Source organism: Arthrobacter sp. cf158 (assembly GCF_900106835.1).
Taxonomy (GTDB): domain Bacteria; phylum Actinomycetota; class Actinomycetes; order Actinomycetales; family Micrococcaceae; genus Arthrobacter.
This window is the reverse complement of sequence record NZ_FNNR01000014.1, coordinates 99,178-116,764: the sequence shown is the minus strand read 5'-3', so window position 1 is coordinate 116,764 and position 17,587 is coordinate 99,178. Positions and strand designations below refer to the sequence as shown.

The following is a 17,587-nucleotide window of genomic DNA, read 5'->3' as shown; positions in this document are numbered from 1 at the left end:
GGTGCTGCCGCGGTAGATGAATTCGGCGTTGACTCGGCTGTATTCGGTGGTGCTGATGGGCAGGGTGATGTTTTGGCCGGGTTCGGTGTCGTAGGGGGAGTAGGTGTCGTCGTTGACGAAGATTCCGTCGCGGATGCTGACGCCGTTCTCGGCGAGGACTCCGGTAAGGGCTGCGATGGTCGCTGCATGTGGTTTGGGCTGACCGGGTTCGCAGTGCTGGGAGGTGTAGAGGGCGAAGACGATACTTGTCGCGTTGGTGTCGCAAGTGAGGTAGCTGCTGACGGTGCGGGCGTAAGGGAGTTCTGTCCCGGGTTGGCGGGGAAGGTCGATGCGCAGGGTGGCGCCGACCTTGCCTTTGTCCAGGGTGATGCAGACCAGGCTTTCTTGTGGCCAGAAGCCGAGGGTATGTCCGATGAAGCTCAGTAGGTCTGCTGGGTCTTTGATGGTGAGCGCATTCATTGCCCTTTTCCTTCGTACGTGCGTTGTGTCTAGGGTCTTGGTCTTGTGGGCTGTTCTGATAGGGGACCTGGTCCGCTGGGTGGGGCCGGGGGCAGGTTCGGGAGGTTGTGAGGGACGTTTTCTCTCTGGGTCCGGGGTCGGCGCGGTAGCGCCTTCGTTGCACGGCGCCCGTCCAGCCATGATCGGATATTAGAATGACAAACAGCGTTGTTGCTTCTGGTCATTCATGGGCAGGCTGAGGTGGGGCGCCATGACGTGAGCTGCCCGATTCTTCAGCGTGTACTGTCGCTGGGCGGGTTCGCAGCGTCTATGGGGCCCGGCGCTGGTTCTCTTCCCGACATATGCGCCGTTATTCGGTATTACTTCCCTCGGTGGAGAATGTCCTCATTCCGGCCCGTTTGGGTACCGGTTTGGTACCATGGGTCTCATGGCTATGAATCTCCGAGTCCCTGAGGACCTTGATCGACGGCTGGAGAAGTTGGCTGCCGAGGAACACACGTCCAAGTCCGCACTCCTATTGCAGGGGGCCGAATTGGTTCTGCAGCGCCACGCGCGCCGGCGTGAAATTAGCGGGGGCCTTGATTTTGTTATGAGTCATGACGCTGATCTGCTGAAGCGCCTTGAACACGCGTGACAGCGTACCTGGACATTGAGGACGCCCTTCAGGTAGTTGATCGGTACGGCTTTCATATCCGTGATGTCGGGTTGTTGGCTTCGGCATTGGCCAGGCCGGCTGCGACTGTCATGGGCGCGGAGGCCTATCCGCATCTCGCGGTGAAGGCTGCAGCCTTGTTGGAGTCGGTCGCCAGGTTTCGTCCACTCATTGATGGCAACAAGCGGACGGCGTGGACGCTCATGGTGCTGCTGCTGTGGATCAACGGTTACCGGCATGACTTCTCGACGGATGAAGGCTTCGACCTCGTCGTCGGAGTCGCTGCGGGTACTCTCGACCTGCCGCGCGCTGCCGCAGAGATTTCCAGGCATCTGGTGCCCCGGTAGTCCTCCGTCGCCCCCGAAAGGGGGTGTGGACATTGTCCACACATCCCGCTCCGGACTGCTTCGTACAGTCACCGGATTGGCCCGGATTCCGCGGGTTTCCGGCACTTCCCAGTGTTCGCAAGGCTTGGAATCCCGTTCGAGTCCCACCTCGGGCACGGCATACCCCCTCGTCAGAGGGGGTTTTTGCTTTAACGTGTGTACATTCTGGTTGGTCAGGTCCCTCTGACACTGGTCGCGGGGTGTGCCTGGCGCCGCGGGTCGCCTGTTTAGTTGTGGGGGAGCGGGTTCAGGGTCGTGGCTGGTTGTCCCTCCGCTGGCTCTGTACTGGGGTTATGTGTTCCTCTCTTGGTTCGTCCGGTAGGACGTTGTTGTCCTACACCCCTTCATGGGTAGAGGGACTGAGCGCAACATGACTTCGAGATCCTGCGTCAAGATTCTTGGTTTTGGCTCGTTTGATGGAGTCAAGAGGCTTGACTCAGGGGAGCTCTGTCAGCCCAAAGGGGTGTGGACATTGTCCACACTTAAATCTTCTTTATCGAGCCTGATCACAGCCATTTCCTCCCTCTCGTTCGCCCTACATCTATTCATCGCGTGTGAGGACTCGAGCGACATGACGCCCCTTCGCAAGCGCACCTTCTGCAGGGCCGCAGCGACATGAGAGTGCAGCCGCCACGGGCGACCGGGTGCTTAGGGGAGGTCTTTTCGGTGTCGTCGACGCGTAAATACGAATGCATGGGGCAGTGTCCGGAGGGGACGGCGGTGCCATCCAAAGTTGGCGAGCATTTTGGGCCCCAATTTTGGGCGAACCCAGTCCCTTATGGTCTCAACCGATGACGAAACCCTGTGCTCTCACCCTGATGTGCATGCCGCTGGCTAAAGCCATGGTCGAGCTTTTTCGGGCTCGGGGAACAGAGGAGGGGCGGAAGAATTTCTTCTTCCGCCCCTCCAACGCTGGCCCTTGGTTACTGGGGTCCTGTGACCTTGAGGTCGTCCCAACCTCGGATCACACCGTCGCCGCTGAAGACCGCGATCTGGTTGTTTCCGGGTCTCGTATCTTCAGGCGTTGTAACCTGAACGGAACCCTCTTGGGATGCTTTGTGCCAACCCAGTCCGGTCTCGTTGAGATAGACGTAGTACCACTGTTTGGGTTCAAGGTTCTTCAGGGTCACCAAAGACTGGCCGCGAGGGAATTTTTCCTTGCCCAATCCGAGATTTACCTGATTTTCCTTCTTGAGCGCCTTCTTCGCCGGCGGCGCAGGGTCACTGGTGGGTCGGGGGTTGTAAGGTTCAGCGGGGAACCGATCAGCTCCGACGTACTGGATATTTGCTACAGGTGGTGCCTGCATGTCCGTGCCAAGGAAGAAGCTCGGCCAGGGCGGCTGGTTGTAAGCAGTGTTCTGCCACGCAACCCCTGTGCGGTATTGGGAGTCGTGCATGAGAGTGGGCAGCCGCGTCTCGGTGACGTCCACGGTTGTGTAGAGCCGCATCGCGCTGTAGTCCGTGTTCGGCCACAGCAGTTCCTCGCGCCAGTCACCGAGGAGATCGGCGATGATCATCGGCGTTGCCTTGGTGCCGTCGATCGACCACAGTTCGTTGTCCTGAAGGATGATGTCCGTGGTCTTCGTCGTAGGGTTCCATTTTTTGACCACGGGGATCCCTCGCTGGGTTTCGGCATTCCAGTCTGTCAGGTCAGGGATTTCGCGGAGGAGGTCGCCATCCCACCAAGCCATCATCAGTGCTGGCGGTATGGCTTCGGTGATCACTTCACCGGTTGCACTCTTCATGGTGCCCACGGGTGAGTTGTAGACGTCGCCGCGGACAGCCCAGGTTTCGTTGCCCGGGTAGTTCGGGTCGATGTCGCCTGCAGATGCCCGGCCGGTGTCTTCGGTGGCCGGCGTTGAGTAGAGTACCTCACCGGTTTCTGCGTCTCTCAACGCTGAGCCGATGCCACCGTTCTGCGGGATGTCTTCGAAGGCGCTGAACACCTCCAGGCCGGGACGCGATGGGTCGTGGTCGGCTACGTGCAAAGCGTCACCGTGGAACAGTCGGGTGTTGTAGAGCGGCTTTCCGTCGTCGTCGATGGTCATGGCACCGAAGACGATCTCGTCTTGCCCGTCGCGGTCGACGTCGGCGGGGGCGAGGTTGTGATTGCCTTGACCCTCGTAGTCCTTGCCCCAGTCGTTGCTGTCGAAGACCCAGCGCGACTTCAGTTTCCCGTTCACGAGGTCCCATGCCCCGATGACGGTGCGGGTGTAGTAGCCACGGCTCATGATGAGACTTGGGTGTACACCGTCCAAGTAGGCTGTGGCGCCGAGGAAGCGGTCCACGCGGTTGCCGTAGGCGTCGCCCCAGTCAGCCACGTTGCCGCGCTGCGGGATGAAGTCGACTGTGTCGATTTCGGCGCCGGTGCGACCGTCGAAGATCGAGAGCCATTCCGGTCCGGAGAGGACGCGGCCGGTGGCGTCGCGGTGGTCGGCGTTCGGGTCTCCCAGAACCTGTCCGGTTCCATCAACGACGCCGTCGCTGGTTTTGAAGGCGATTTCGGCGCGGCCGTCGCTGTCGTAATCGAACACTTGGAACTGCGTGTAGTGGGCACCGGCCCGGATGTTTCTGCCGAGGTCAATACGCCAGAGCTGGGTTCCGTCGAGCTTGTAGGCATCCAGATACTGGTTTTGGGTGAAGCCGGCGATTGAGTTGTCCGGGAAGTTGGAGGGGTTCCAGGAAAAGATGATCTCGTACGTTCCGTCGCCGTCGAGGTCCCCGACGCTTGCGTCGGCAGCCCGGTAGCCCTCGCCAGGAGATTTGATCGGGATGTCTATGTATTGTTCGGTACGCGGCTGGAATTCATCGGTGACGATGATTTCTTGTCCGCTTTCGATGGCCGTCACAAGGTAGTGCGAATCTGTTCCGCCGCTGGGGTCCACGAAGTTCGTGGCACCGGTGAGGGGAACGGGGGTGATCAGCGTACCGTCGCGGTAGATGTTGAAGCCAAGCTGGCGATCGTCGGCGCCGAGGAGGCGCCAGCCGAGGTAGACGCCACCCTCGACGACGACACCTACAGGGGCCCGGTCGAGATACTCCATGTTGCGAACAAGCGTGGTGGTCACTGCTGTGCTCAGCGTGTCCGACGTGGTCGAGTAGCCGCCCTCATTGACCGCCACAATGCGGTAAAGGTAGGGCCGTGTCGTCAGGACAGTTTTATCGGTCCAAGTCGGATCGGTGGTGGTTGCGACCAGCGAGAACGGAATGTCTTCGCGTGTGCTCCGGTAGACGCGCCAACGCTGGGCTGCGGGGTCGTCATTCCATGTGATTGTCAGTTCGCGTTCTGCGATCGACGAGACGGACAGGCCAACTGGTGTAGCCGGTGCGGGTGCGCCGGGATCGACCACGTTCACTGCCAATGTTCCGCTTTGCTGGGACTGGCGGTCACCGGAAATCGCGCGGACGACGTAGCTGTACGGCTCGCCGACTTCCACGTTCTCATCGAGGAAGGTCGGCTCGGTTGTCGTGCCTACTGATTCGAGTTCGGTTGATTCGGTCGAACGGTAGATCTCGTAACTGCTCGCCCCGTCCACCGCACCCCACCTCAGAGAGACGCTGGGGTTCTCGGAGGTATCGACGGTTGCGGCGAGGGAGGCAGGGACGGCGACAGGTGCCTGCACCATCAGGCCGTTGATCCGGCCGTCGCGCGCTCCCATGACGTTCAACCGGCCATCTGCGACTTGCACGGTCGTCACGTGCTTGTCCAGGGCGCCGGTGGCGGTCTTGCTTGTGTACTTCACACCTTCGACCGTGAAGTCGGTGGCGTTGCCGGCAATGAGGTCACCGCTCCACGTTGTTACCTCGTAGGTTCCGTTGGGAAGGTCGACCCCAAATTCCCAGGCGCCGTTGACGAAGTCGCGCTCCATTGACGAGCCCCCGCTGGTGCGGTCCCGAAAGGTTGTTCCGCCTGAGAGAAAGCCATACCCGAGTGTGGCTGAGTAGGTGCTGCCGGCTGCCACTTGGTTCCAGCCTGCCTCGACCGGCGATGCGGGCCCGCCGAAATCGAACTTTAGGTCTGGTTGGGCCGCATGTGCCGTATCCGGGACCGAGACGAAGGCGGCTCCGAGGGCGAGGGCGGTAATGGCTGCGCTGCCCACCCTGCCGTTTCTGCTTTTTTGTTTCACAGTGTTCTCCGTTTGTTGGGGGAGGGGACCGCTCCGAACGCCGGCAAGGAGGTGGCGGCGTTCGGAGCGGTGGTTTTGACGGGCGGGTGCCCGGACTTACTAATGTGTGCTGAAGGTGTGGGTCCACTTAGCGGCTGCGCCTTCAGCCACTGCGAGGTAAGGCTTCGGAACGGCCGCGACTGTCGCCTCGGCGTTTTGTGCCTTGTGCCCACCTGGGCCCACCTTTTGGCCGTTGATGTAGTAGTCGACGTCGTCGCTCGGCGGGATCACGATCACACCGCTGGGGTCGACGAACTTCGGTGCCTTCGGTGTCACAGGAGTGGTGAGGATCGGTACGGTAGACCAATCCATATCACTTGCCAGATAAAAGCCGACTTGACTCGGGTAGTTGTAGACCGTGTTCTGCCGGGCGATCTCAGCGCGGTATTGCTTATCGTGCATAAGGGTTGTCAGTTTGTGCGTTGTCAGCTCAGTGCTCGTGAAGATACGTAGCTTGGTTGAGTCCTTGGTGCGGATAAGGAGCTCTTCACGCCAGTCACCCAGGATGTCGGCCACCAAGGGCGGATTCCCTGCAGTGTCTTGCTCCGTCAGCAGGGTGCCCCGCTGCCAGTCGACAATGTGCTTGGCGCCGTCCCGGTCTCCGGAGATTGTCTGGGTAGTAGGTTCGGCAGCGAAATGTATGGTGGCATCCACCAGATCCGGTTTGGCGGTCGACAGGATCTCGCCTTTCGCGCTGAGCAGCCCGCTTGCAGTGGTTCCGGACGGCATTGAGGCCCATACTTCCAAGCCGGGCACGTCCGGCCGCACATCGCCGATCAGTCCGTTGCCGGTGTCCTTACCGGAATATGCGCCGAACAGCACCTCGCCTGTTGCAGCATCACGCATAGCTGCTCCGTACGGGGCGTTACGTGCACTTTCGTGGACGGAGAAGATCTCCAGGCCAGGGCGTTTCGGGTCGATGTCCGTCACATACATGCCGTCACCGTGTCCGAGTTTCGCACGGGTTCCGGGTGCTGCGCTTCCTTCAGGAAGCGTGGCGTAGGAGCTGTAGAGGATGCTTCCGTCGTCGTCCAGGGTGGCTGAGCCGTAGACGATCTCGTGTTTGCCGTCGCCGTCGACATCAGCGGCACTCAGTGAGTGGAAGCCCTGCGAGGACATGTTGCCCCACGTCGGATCGGTTCCCTCCCGACCGTGCGGTGTGTCATTGAACGGATTTGTCATTGGTACGTGGCCGCTGTCGACAAACCAGCGCTCCTTGAGCGATTTGCCGTCCCAGTCATATGTCACCATGGTCATTCGGGTGTAGTAACCGCGGGCGAAAACAGCCGAGGGGCGTTTACCGTCCAAGTAGGCGACGCCGGCGATGAATCGGTCGACCCTGTTGCCCGGTTCGATGACGCCGTACGCGTAATCGCCCCACAGCAGGCCGTCATCACCGCGCCCTGGCTTGTACGGGATGGTCTGCAGTTCCTTGCCTGTGGCGCTGTCGAACACGGTGAGGTACTCGGGACCGTCGAGGATGAAACCCTCGAACTGCCGCAGCAAGTTTCGTGGACTGCGGGACGGTGCATAGACGTCAATGAAGTAGTCGGTCAGCTCGGTCGCGCTCTGCTTGGTGAGCGGGTAGTCGTGAGTCACGGGAATGCCGAGAGCCTCCTCAACGGTGGCTGGCCAGTTCCCCGCCTTCACCTCAGGGTGCTCGCTCCAGCCTTGCAGCATGGCTACCAAGTGGGCATGGTAGCCCTCTGCGCTGAGTCGGTAATCGTCGGTGTGGGCGTAGCCCGCGTCCACGTCGGATTTCGGCATCGTGACGTAGCCTTCATTTGTCACTGTGCCGTCTGCGTTGTAGCCGGTGGTTTTTGTCCCGGGGGCGGTCTTCAGCATGGTTTCGGAACGGCCATCGCCGTCGAAGTCATAGACCATGAACTGGGTGTAGTGCTGGCCGGCGCGGATGTTGGGGCCGAGATCGAGACGGTTGAGGAGCGTGCCGTCGAGTTCGTAGGTATCGACATAGACGGTACCGGTGTAGCCCTTTTGCGACACGTCCTTTTGATTAGAGGGGTTCCAGAGCACCACGAGCTCGTAGGCGCCATCGCCATCGACGTCAGCCGCAGAGGCGTCGTATGCATGGTAAGTGAAGGTCTCACCCGCTGGAGTCACGCCGTCTGCGGGCTTCTGCAGCGGCACGTCGTGGTACCCGTTCTGCCATGCGGTCACCGTGGCACTTGCAGGAAGTTCAACCCCGTTCACTACCGGTGCAACGGCGTAGCGAGATGACGGCGTACCATCAGGATCGGCGAAGTTGGTGCTGTCCGTGACAGTGTCCACGGCCTGGCCGTCGCGGTAGACCTTGAAGTCTGGTCCGGCCAGGCCGGTCGCCGTGGAACCTGTTGCTTCTGAGCCGAGCAGGCGCCAGCTGAGGAACACGCCTTCATCCGTGCCCACCGCAACAAGCCCACGATCCAGTTTCTCCAATTGGAAAGGTTGGCCCGCCGGGGAATTTCCCCGGATCTGGGACCCGCTATTGGCGGCAACGCCGGACGGCGGATCGGGCGAGGCAGCCGCTGGCTGGACTCCGCCGGAGAGCATCACCCCCGCCGCAAGCAAAGCAGGGATCAGGTGTCGTACACGATTCATCGTCGAATCCTTCTCTGGATCTTGTCATGAGGTGGGATGCGTTCAGAGAGCTGGCAGCAGTTGCCGTGACCGGTCACGGAAATTAGTTCTTAGGACTCGATGGGGTTCCGTGACGGGTCACGTCAGACTAGGTAAAGCCATGAGTGGCTGTCAATAGGCGCAGCGTAATACGCCGAGGGTCAGGCGGATTCCCGCCAAACAACCACAGGCGTGACAGCGCGGGTTATTGACGCCGTGGGCATGTGTTCAGCTGTGAAAAGTTGCGCCACTATGGATGCTGCCTCAGCCGCGACAGCCTGGGTTTGAAGGGACAGGGTGGTCAGCGTCGGGCTGATGGCCTCACCGAGGGATATGCCGTCGATGCCGGCGATCCTTACCCGACCAGGCACGTCGACTCCTAGAGTGTGCGCGCCCTGAATAGCTCCCATGGCCATGAGGTCGTTGAATGCAAGAATGGCGTCGATGTGAGGGTTCTCGTCAAGTATTCTCTTGAAACCGTTGACGCCCCCGGCGATCGATTCGGGTTCGGTGACCACAAGGCAGGACTCGCCGACTGCCTCCTCAAACAGGAGTCGACGAGGCGAACTCGTAGTAGTTCCATCGGGCATGGGGTTTGCGGCATCGATCATCGCGAAGCGACTCGCCCCCTTGGCTCGAAGGGCCGTGACCAGGTCCGCAATTCCCGTTCGGAAGTCGAGCTCAACCGAATGAACACCTGGTATGGTGGCCCGTTCTTCCAGGGTGATGATGGGCACCCCACGAGCGGCAGGTGCGAACGCCGACTGAGGCTCAACGAAGTAGCCGATGATGGCATCGGCTTGGGATGCCATGGATCGGACGGCCGCGGCCTCGCCTTGGTCTGCAGTTCCGACCACTACCTGCCAGTCACGTCTTCGCAGTTCAGTGACGAACGCATCTGCGAGCTGCGCATAGTAGGGATTGTGGAACGTTCCAACGATCAGCCCGATCGCAAGCGAGCGTTGACGTGAGAGGTCTATGGCGAACCTGTTCGGTCTGTACCCGAGTTCCTCGACTGTACGCATAACACGTTGCCGTGTTTCCTCGCTGATTTCCGGCATCTCATTGACCGCGCGGGTGACAGTCTGTCGTGAGACTCCCGCGGCCAGGGCAACATCCCGTATGGTGACCCGTCGCGGCGGGGCGCTTTCAGACTTGGGCATGGGGAGCCGTTGGTGAAACCTCGGTGGCGCTGGTGGTAGCCCGTCTGTTCCCGGGCGCACAGGATTTGCACATGCCCAAACTATAACGGCGATGCTGGATGTGAGTGGAACGATCCCGTCGGGCGCGCGTCCCAGGTCTGTCCCTCAGAATCCCTGGGCTCTATTGACAGGAAGTCCGGCGATTTCCTACGATTTCGTGACCGGTCACGGAGACTCTCGAATGATTACCAGCAGTTTCGTGACCGGTCACGGAATGCGGTGTAGACATCCGTCGCTGTAAACATCCGCATTACAGACCTACGTCGGTATTTGGAACATGAGAGTTCGAGCGCCGGCGTGTGTAGGAACCCTGGACCTGCGTCCGTTGGAGGACGCAATCTGAGCAAGGAGGCTCCAATGATCAACAGAAGGCATTTCCTCACGACCGTTGCTATCGGTACCGTGTCCGCGGCGGCCTTAGCCGCTTGCGGCGCACCGGCTCCCGGGCAGGCGGGTTCCGCGGAAAACCCCGTAACACTCAACTACTCTTGGTGGGGCAATGACGACCGTGCGGAGCGTACCCGTAAGGCTATTGCGTTGTTCGAGTCCAAGAACCCGGATATCAAGGTCAACGGCAACTTCACTGACTTTGGAGGCTATTGGCAGAAGCGGGCCACGGAAGCTGCCGGCGGTGGCTTGCCGGACGTGATGCAGTTCGACTTGTCCTACCTGCGTGATTACGGCCAGCGGAACCAGCTCCTGGATCTTGGCACCGTGAAGGTCAACACGGATGCTTTCGAGAAGTCCCTCCTTCCCTCGGGCCAGATCAAGGGCAAGACCTACGGCATCCCTACCAGCACCAACGTCTTCGCGGTCTACTACGATCCCGCCAAACTCGCTTCCTTGGGCATCGATGGCATTGGCAGCGCCGCCTGCGGGCCCGCCCCGCTGCCCAAGGACCGCCTCTTACCGCAGCCGGTAGAGCTCCACGCCCTGATCCGTGCAGGGAGATACACCGCGACTCCCTGATAATCCGGATGGAGCATGGACTGCTGGTCGCCGTTAGGCCTAGGCGAACCGACGTCAAAAGGACCGTACCGCACGACGGCGTGCTGCCGCCGTCGTGCGTTACATCCGTTGGCCACCGTGAGGGACACGAAGCCGGTCACCTGTCAGGGTGAATTCTCGACGTCGCGCTCTTCCCAGGATTGCCACCCTTGAAGGTGGACGTAATCGAGTGAGTGCAGGGCTCCCGCGTTCGAATCACGCAGACGTTGGGCATCCTTCGGCAGCCCAACCTCCGCGTCTTTGGCCAGCGGGAGGATCTGGAGGACTACGTCGGAACCGGGGACGATGCCTGCGTCGTGAACTTCCACGATCCAGGGTGAGCCGTCCCAGAATCGATCGTTGACCACCTCGCCATCGACGATGAGCCTGGCGACATCGCCGGTCCAGCCAATCTCCAGTTCAAGTTGCATGGTGGCCTGCCCTTCCTCGAGGAGCACCGGGGGCAGATGGAGCCGGAAGGATGCTGCCAAGCCAGCCATGCTGTATTCGTCGGGCGCTGCGGCCCGGCCGCCGGACGAGCCGTACGAGGCGGGCACGGTCTTGGCCGTGGAGAGTGCTTCCGTGTTGATGGTATGCAGTCCAATTGTGCCTGCGTGAGCTGTGAGGTGGAGGTCATCGAAACTGGCCGATGATGGGTTATAGCGTTGGACGGCGGGTCTGCCTGTAGAGCGGCCGCTTAGCGTTCCTGCGGCCGATATCCAAACGGGTTCGGCGCTGAGAACGAGTTCCCGCCCTCTCTCTGACTCCAGTGCCCACGCCTCATCTCCGAGGTGCGGAGGCAGGATGAGGATGGGTAGCGAACTGTTTCCCGAGGATGCCGTGAGGGTGAAGGGAAGTTCAGCGTGGTCGATGTCGAAGGTGCCGTCCGGGGCTGGAGTTCGGCCCGGCACGTGTGTGTCCGGCCCGAAACGGAGTTCTACGGGGATTCCCGCTTCCGCTGTCAGCACCAGCGTGGGGTGGGAGGCTGCGCCTACCACGGTGAGCGCAGAAGCGGTGGCCCAAGACAGATGTACGCCGTTGTAGTTGAGGTTGATCGGCCAGTGGGCGATGGTGCCCGGAGGGATGGCAACTGGGTGGCTGGGTAACGTGAGGGTCTGGTCGTTCAGGTCAAGAGTGAACTGCGTGGGCTGGTGGGTCTCCAATGGGACATGAGGCTGGTGCCAGGTGATGAACACGAAGCCAGCGGTGCCGTCGCTTCGGAGCGCCCAGCGGAGTGTTGTCGTGTCGTACACGTCCTCAGGTTGCCTGTCTGGCAGAGCAGAGGACATGTGCGCGAGTTGGTCGCCGAAGGCGGCCAGGAACGCGTGCTGTTTGCGTAGCTGGGCAAAGCTTCCGGCCAGCCGGCCCGCAGCGCCCACAGGTGCGTGGAAGTCGTAGTCAAAGTTCGGGAAGTCATTGGGGTAACCGGTCGCCTGTGATTCCTGAAGGTGCGCTGCGGGATTGGCCCCGCCAGTGAACATGTAGTAGCCCTGCCATGCCGAGCCATTGCCGATCTTGTTGTGGGCGATGGCCGCTACGTCCCGGGCATCTGGCCAGGGACGTCGGTGGTAGGCGGTGGCCATTCCACCGGCCAACTCGCAGGTAGCGGCGGGGTAGCCTGCGGTCCCGGTCCCGGTCCCGGTCCCGGAACCTTCAGTGCTTTCCCCACCCAGATTCTTGCGGACGTCCGCGCCGATGCCGGGATCGTCCCACTCATGACTGAAGAAGTAGTGCTGCCTGAAGGTGGGATCCCACGGAGCTTCGGCGTCTACCCAGAATCCGTCTCCATACCCGCCATAGACAGGCATGACTTCCTTCACCGGAAGCTCTGCCCCTCCCCATGCTGTTGCCGTCCACACGGGGGCGCTAAATCCTGTTCTGCGGGCGATCTTCTTGAGTTCCTGGATGTGGGCCGGCTGGTCATATAGTTCATTTTCCAACTGGATACCGACGACGTTGCTGGCCGGCCCCATCAATCCCGTGAGTTCGTGGCCAAGACGTGAAAACCACGCCGTCACGAGGGCCAGATACGCTGGATCGTTGGTGCGGTGCTTCACGTTTGCTGCCTGGACCCAGTCAGGGAACCCGCCGTTGCGGGCCTCGCCGTGTGCCCACGGACCGATGCGAAGGACCACGTCCAAGCCCACCGAACCGCAGAGCTGCACGAACGCAGCCACGTCCAAATTGTCGTCGAATCGGACCAAACCTTGCTGCTGCTCATGATGAAGCCAGAAGACATAACAGGCCACCACCGTGATGCCGCCGGCCTTCATCAAACGCAGGCGGTCCTCCCAGCGCGCGCGGGGCAGCCTGCTGAAGTGAATTTCACCCGATACAGGGATGACCGCACGCCCGGAGTTCTCGATTAACTGTGGGGTAAGCTGCCATCTTTCATGAACGTCCTCCGCAGTACTCATGGTCGGTGATGGCCCGGGGTCACCCGATGACGTGTAGGTGATCGACAGCGGACTCGTGACAATGTTTGACGTGGCCAATCTAGTTCTCCGTTGTGGTTGGCGTAGCGAGGATGATGTTGTTCATGTGGCGTTGCCAGTCCTGGTTGCCCCACATGGGGTGGTGCGGCGCTGCGTTGGAGCAAAGAACCATGCTCCAAACTCCGTGCGCCAGGGCGGTCCGGATACCTTTTTCCGCCAGCTCCCTGCCGATGGGACCTTCTTCAAAAGTACCCAGGAGCGGTGTGTAACCTATCCAGCCTTCCCCTACAAGTGCCGGGATCTTCTTCCACCTGGCCCATTCAGAGATGGCGATCACCCGGGATTCGATCTCGCGGAGCATGACTTCCCGATACTTTCCGTAGTGGCTGTTGAGCCAGTTGTCCCACGCGATTTCGTCGATCCAGTCGTAGCCGTAGAACATCTGGTCCGTGACAACGGTGGCCTCATATTTCCACCCAGCCAAACGGCCATAGTCTTCAACGCTGGGAGCTGTGGCGTGCAGCAGGGACCTTAATTCCTCGTTGGGAAAGGACTCGGTTCTTTCGGAACGGATGTCGATGCGTCGCTGGAGAGCGTCCAGGACGCCATAGCTATATACATGGAACTGTGCAGCGCTGTGATGGCCAGGCACTGTGTGCATGGCGAGGTGGGGTGGTTTTCCATAGCTCGCTGTGAATAAGAGGTCCGGGTGGAGAGACTGCAGGCGTGAGAGCTCCTGTGTGCCGCCGTCGGCCAGGGCCGGCAGGATGGAAAAGTCCACTTCGTTGTGCAGTTCCACCAGTGCGATGCGTTCCCGATGTCCAGAGGCTGTCAAAGCCGTGATCATCCGATCCCACGCGGTGGCCAGCGCGGCGTACCGCTTGGTGAGGGGGACGGCGTCGATGGCGTTGAACCACTGGGACGTGGCAGCAAAAGCCGGGGATTGCTGAAACTCCCAGCTCGCCAGAATGACCACCAGGCCGTGCCGCTCGGCAGCTTCGAAGAGCTCAAACAGCCGGCGCTGAAGGTTCAAACGATAGCCGCCGGGGGCGTCATACCAGCGGGTGCCCCGTCCATAGATGCCCCCGTCCGGAGCTTTTCCCATCCCTTCGATCTCTACATCAATGGCCAGATCTTCAAGTCCGAGGTCACCGAAAAGAAGTAGGGGCGCTGCGCAAATTCTGATGGTGTTGTAGCCCAGCTCTGCGGCCTGAGAACATGCGGCATCCAGATCGGCGTAGGGTCCGCCGCTCTCGGCACGCGTGTACCAGGAGAAGTCCCAGAGCGTGATGGTGAGCCTCTGCGGCAGATGCGCTGGGACAACTCCTGTCAGCTCCGCAGTGTCCCTTTTGATGGTTCCTGACCCCAGGTACCGGGATTGTCCGCTCATGGTCGTGCCCCTTGATGGAGCCCGGCCCGGCCCTTCGCTGCAAGCTCACGGAGCCTGTCCGCTGTGCGGGCCCGGCTTGCCGTGGTATCGGTGTCAAACAGGAGAAGCTCAGGGACCGAGGTTGCGAAGTATTCGACACCGGATGGTTCGGTCTCCAAGTCATCGGCACCTGCGCTCAAAAAGTCCCAGACCCGATTGGCTTCGGAAGGCAGGCCGAGTCGCGCGAAGGCTATCCCGCGCCAGAAGTCCGCCGGAGTGGCCCGGGCGTCCTCCGGGGCGGCGGAGTTGTCGCCGCAGCAGGCTAACTGCCAGGCCGCGGCGGCCCCCTGGTGGTCCTCGGCGAGGGACAGGGCGTCTCCCAGCAGTACCAGGCGTTCGGCCATACTGTTGGCTGGATGCCACCCTTCGCCTAGGTTCGGAGGGGCTGCCATTCCTTGACGAAGCAAGGCGACGGCCGCCGTCGGATCCGAAGTGAGCAGGTCCCTTGCCACCTGAAGGGATGCACGGTCGTAAGCAGCGATGGCGAGCCCTTCTCCTCCTTCGAATGGTTGGAATACGCGCGTGGTCATGATGCCGAGGGCTTCGTGGACGCGTCCGACGTCCACGAGCAGGTTTGCGTAGAGCAAAGCGAGATCGTGCCGTTCCAAGAGGACATCGCCATGGCGTTCCAGCGACTCCAGTTGCTGCGCAGCACCGACCCCGCGGTGCTGCGCAAGGACGGCCCGTTCAAAGACCAGCCGGGGGTCATTGGGACTGAGATGAAGGGCGCGATCCAGGAAAGTGTCAGCCTCATTCGGGTTCCTTCCCAGATTGACCGCAGCAATGGCCGTGTTGCGCCACGTTGAAGGATCCGCCGAACCCAACGTGGTGGACGTGTGCAAATGATGGTAAGCGTCGCCGGTCCTGCGGGCATCCAGCAGCCAACATCCCATCAAGGAGTGGGCCACCTCATCGTGCGGGTCGGCAACGATGGCCAGCTTCAGCGCATCGTAGTCATCGAGGCCGTAAGGAAAAGCGAGCGTGGTGTCTGACCCGCGGGCAGCGGTCCTTTCGGCGGCGGCGGCCTCGAAACGTTGGAGGTGCTCCAGCCACGCTGCGCGCAAGTAGCGGCGCAGTGGTTCCGTAGCGCCGAACGCCCGGACGGTACCGGCGGGGGATGGCTCGGCAGTGAGGTCCAAGGCGTCCCGCCATTGACCAGCGCGGGCAAAATCGGAGGCTATGGTCAGTGCCGTTTTCGGATCTGCGGGCGTGAGTCGTCCGTCCAGTGCCAGAGCCAGGGGATCGAGGGGATTGTTGAGGAGCAGCTCCCGTAGGACGCTCTCGGCCTCGGCAGCCCTGCCGAGCCTGCGCAATGTCATGACCTGCAAAGCATGTCCCGCAGGACTGAGGGCATCTCTTCGGATGGCTTCTTCGGCATGGAGCAACGCTTGCTCGTAGTCGGAGGTCCTGAGCGACATCCTGGCCAGCGCCAGCTGCGCGGGGTGCGCCCAGGCTGCATCCCACGCCGCCTTGCCCTGGTGTTTCCTGGCCTCGTCGAAATGACCCAACCTTTCTTCCACCAGTCCCAGCCAATAGCCGGCCTCGCCCGTTGCCGGGTTCAGGTTCCTTCGGGTGAGACGAGAGAGTGCAGCCTGGAACAGCTCCCGGCTTCGATGTAACGGCCCTGCCGGTACATGGCGGTTCCGAGTGACACGGCGGCGCGCGAGTCGTGGGGATCGCGTCTGAGGATCTCTTCAAAGTAGGGCAGCGGTGACCTTGTGGCATGCCGGTTTTGGGTGAGGTGCAGTCCCGTGACGTAAAGCTCGTCGGTACTGCTGATCTTTTCAGGGTGGGGTGGTTCCGTGGCGATCCACGGCTCCTCAGCGTTGGTTGTGATCTCCCTGGGTGTCCAGGAGATGAGCTTCTTGCCATCCTCAAGGATGTCGACCGTCAGTTCGGCCGCCCGCGCAGCGGTGGGAAGGATGACAACGCCGGTAAACGGGTGGGTAGGGGACAGCCGGACGTGTTGAGTAAGCACCGTCCGACCGGCCCGTGAGAGCACTACCGAAGCGTTGTTCAGGTTCCGGGTGGCGGAAGCGCCAAGATGGACTTCGGTCCCTTCCTTCACCAGCCGCAGGCTGACCGCGGCATCCAGGTTTGCCTGCTGCGCCGGGCCCATCTCCCGGATGGGATACCAGTATTGGCTGAACCTGCGGGTTTCCCCGGGGGCAAGATAGCTGAAGTCCGGTTGGTTGTCCGTAAAGACACCAGCCATCAACTCAACGTAAGGGCCGTCGTCGTCGGTTAATTGTCCATCCCAGGCATGGCCTACGGGCCCGTCGCCCCAAGTCCACTGCTTTTTTCCCGGGGAAATGGCACGGTCCGCCCAATGGACAAAACCAGCCTTCTTCAGGTGGTCATAGCCTCCGAAGAAGCTGTCCTGGGTATCGGTGATCATGTAAGAGGTAGGGACAGGAACGTTGGAGTAGAAATCAACACGGTCCGAGCCAGGCTGAACCGCGGCCAGGGCCGGGTAGTCAACACCGTAGTAGGGCCGGTCGGCATGGGGGAAAGCTGTGATGGCACGTCGGGCGTGGTCGGCCACGTACCTGACGTCCGTCGGGAAGAAGGACTGATAGTGCTCGTGGACCCGGGCCGCGACATTTGCCCACCACAGGAAAGTCTGAGGCTCGTCCGTCCTGTTGTGCAGGCGCCCTTGGACCTCAAGGAGCGACTGTCCGGGGCGAAGCGTGACCCCGTGGTTCCCTTGCATTCGTTGCAAGGGATCCAGATCGCTGTGCCACACCGTGACGGAACCATCAGGATCGCGACTTATGGACGTTTCGACCGGAAGGTAAGTAGCCGGCCTGTGGTGCTGCGGCCAGTTGAATTCAACGCCGCCTGAGATCCACGGACCGGCAAGGCCCACCAATGCAGGCTTGATGACATTGTTGCGATAGAAGAAATCGTAGTCGGCTGTCTTGTCGTAGCCGACATGGATGCGGCCCCCGATCTCAGGGAGCAGCATAAGCCGCACAAATTCGTTCTCCAGGTGAATCGCACGCCACAGCCGAGGTTCTTTGGCTACGGCCACACTGTCGATGAAGGGCAGGGGATAGACCTTGCCGCTGGAGCCTTGGTAGACGCGACGGTCCAAAAACATCGGATAACGATCCGGCTCACCGGTTGCGTAAGTATCTATCCAAACCGGCTCGCTCCAGCAGGCCACACCTCCGGCGGCCAGGATGCTCTCCTGGGCGGGCGGGGCATCAGGCAGGGAAATTCGGCTCGTGGCCTCGGAAAGGTTGTTCACAG

11 protein-coding genes are annotated in these 17,587 nt (G+C 61.2%); 3 read left to right on the top strand and 8 right to left on the bottom strand.

From position 1 onward, the window contains the following. Positions 1–459, bottom strand: a 459-nt coding sequence (locus BLW08_RS22035; RefSeq protein ID WP_139244938.1) for a DUF4192 family protein, incomplete at its 3' end; no start/stop codon positions are given. A gap of 418 nt (positions 460–877) precedes the next feature. Between BLW08_RS22035 and BLW08_RS22030 the strand changes: the two genes are divergently transcribed. Next, on the top strand, positions 878–1,093 hold the full coding sequence (locus BLW08_RS22030; RefSeq protein WP_368086908.1) for a ribbon-helix-helix protein, CopG family: 216 nt from the start codon (positions 878–880) through the stop codon (positions 1,091–1,093). After that, positions 1,090–1,458 carry a type II toxin-antitoxin system death-on-curing family toxin gene (locus BLW08_RS22025; protein WP_091328217.1) on the top strand — a complete coding sequence of 123 codons (369 nt, stop codon included), beginning with the start codon at positions 1,090–1,092 and terminating at the stop codon, positions 1,456–1,458. Before BLW08_RS22030 ends, BLW08_RS22025 begins: the two co-directional genes overlap by 4 nt. A gap of 962 nt (positions 1,459–2,420) precedes the next feature. Here BLW08_RS22025 and BLW08_RS22020 read toward each other — a convergent pair. From BLW08_RS22020 to BLW08_RS22010, 3 genes are all read right to left on the bottom strand, one after another. Continuing rightward, on the bottom strand, positions 2,421–5,624 hold the full coding sequence (locus BLW08_RS22020; RefSeq protein ID WP_139244937.1) for a rhamnogalacturonan lyase family protein: 3,204 nt from the start codon (positions 5,622–5,624) through the stop codon (positions 2,421–2,423). 99 nt (positions 5,625–5,723) lie between these two features. Next, a complete protein-coding gene (locus tag BLW08_RS22015; protein ID WP_091328213.1) occupies positions 5,724–8,261 on the bottom strand; it encodes a rhamnogalacturonan lyase in 2,538 nt (845 codons plus the stop codon). A gap of 179 nt (positions 8,262–8,440) precedes the next feature. Next, positions 8,441–9,442 carry a LacI family DNA-binding transcriptional regulator gene (locus tag BLW08_RS22010; protein ID WP_091328210.1) on the bottom strand — a complete coding sequence of 334 codons (1,002 nt, stop codon included), beginning with the start codon at positions 9,440–9,442 and terminating at the stop codon, positions 8,441–8,443. 396 nt (positions 9,443–9,838) lie between these two features. Between BLW08_RS22010 and BLW08_RS22005 the strand changes: the two genes are divergently transcribed. After that, positions 9,839–10,450 carry an ABC transporter substrate-binding protein gene (locus tag BLW08_RS22005; protein ID WP_254780018.1) on the top strand — a complete coding sequence of 204 codons (612 nt, stop codon included), beginning with the start codon at positions 9,839–9,841 and terminating at the stop codon, positions 10,448–10,450. 143 nt (positions 10,451–10,593) lie between these two features. Here BLW08_RS22005 and BLW08_RS22000 read toward each other — a convergent pair whose 3' ends face one another. From BLW08_RS22000 to BLW08_RS24215, 4 genes are all read right to left on the bottom strand, one after another. Then, entirely contained in the window at positions 10,594–12,885 is a 2,292-nt protein-coding gene (locus BLW08_RS22000) for a beta-galactosidase (RefSeq protein ID WP_091328241.1), read from the bottom strand. A gap of 79 nt (positions 12,886–12,964) precedes the next feature. Beyond that, positions 12,965–14,293, bottom strand: coding sequence for a cellulase-like family protein (locus BLW08_RS21995; protein WP_091328208.1), 1,329 nt, complete (start codon positions 14,291–14,293; stop codon positions 12,965–12,967). Beyond that, positions 14,290–15,852 (bottom strand): tetratricopeptide repeat protein, encoded by a 1,563-nt coding sequence (locus BLW08_RS24220; RefSeq protein WP_254780017.1) that lies wholly within the window; start codon positions 15,850–15,852, stop codon positions 14,290–14,292. The genes BLW08_RS21995 and BLW08_RS24220 overlap by 4 nt, the downstream gene beginning before the upstream one ends. Positions 15,853–15,890: 38 nt before the next feature. Continuing rightward, complete coding sequence (locus BLW08_RS24215; protein WP_254780016.1) at positions 15,891–17,585, bottom strand: DUF5107 domain-containing protein; 1,695 nt, start codon at positions 17,583–17,585, stop codon at positions 15,891–15,893. Between the last annotated feature and the right edge of the window lie 2 nt (positions 17,586–17,587).

Bases quoted from the DNA above. Each gene is read 5' to 3' on its own strand.
- BLW08_RS22005 (WP_254780018.1), top strand. From the start codon at position 9,839: ATGATCAACAGAAGGCATTTCCTCACGACCGTTGCTATCGGTACCGTG.
- BLW08_RS22000 (WP_091328241.1), bottom strand. From the start codon at position 12,885: ATGAGTACTGCGGAGGACGTTCATGAAAGATGGCAGCTTACCCCACAG.
- BLW08_RS22030 (WP_368086908.1), top strand. From the start codon at position 878: ATGGGTCTCATGGCTATGAATCTCCGAGTCCCTGAGGACCTTGATCGA.
- BLW08_RS22010 (WP_091328210.1), bottom strand. From the start codon at position 9,442: ATGCCCAAGTCTGAAAGCGCCCCGCCGCGACGGGTCACCATACGGGAT.
- BLW08_RS22015 (WP_091328213.1), bottom strand. From the start codon at position 8,261: ATGAATCGTGTACGACACCTGATCCCTGCTTTGCTTGCGGCGGGGGTG.
- BLW08_RS21995 (WP_091328208.1), bottom strand. From the start codon at position 14,293: ATGAGCGGACAATCCCGGTACCTGGGGTCAGGAACCATCAAAAGGGAC.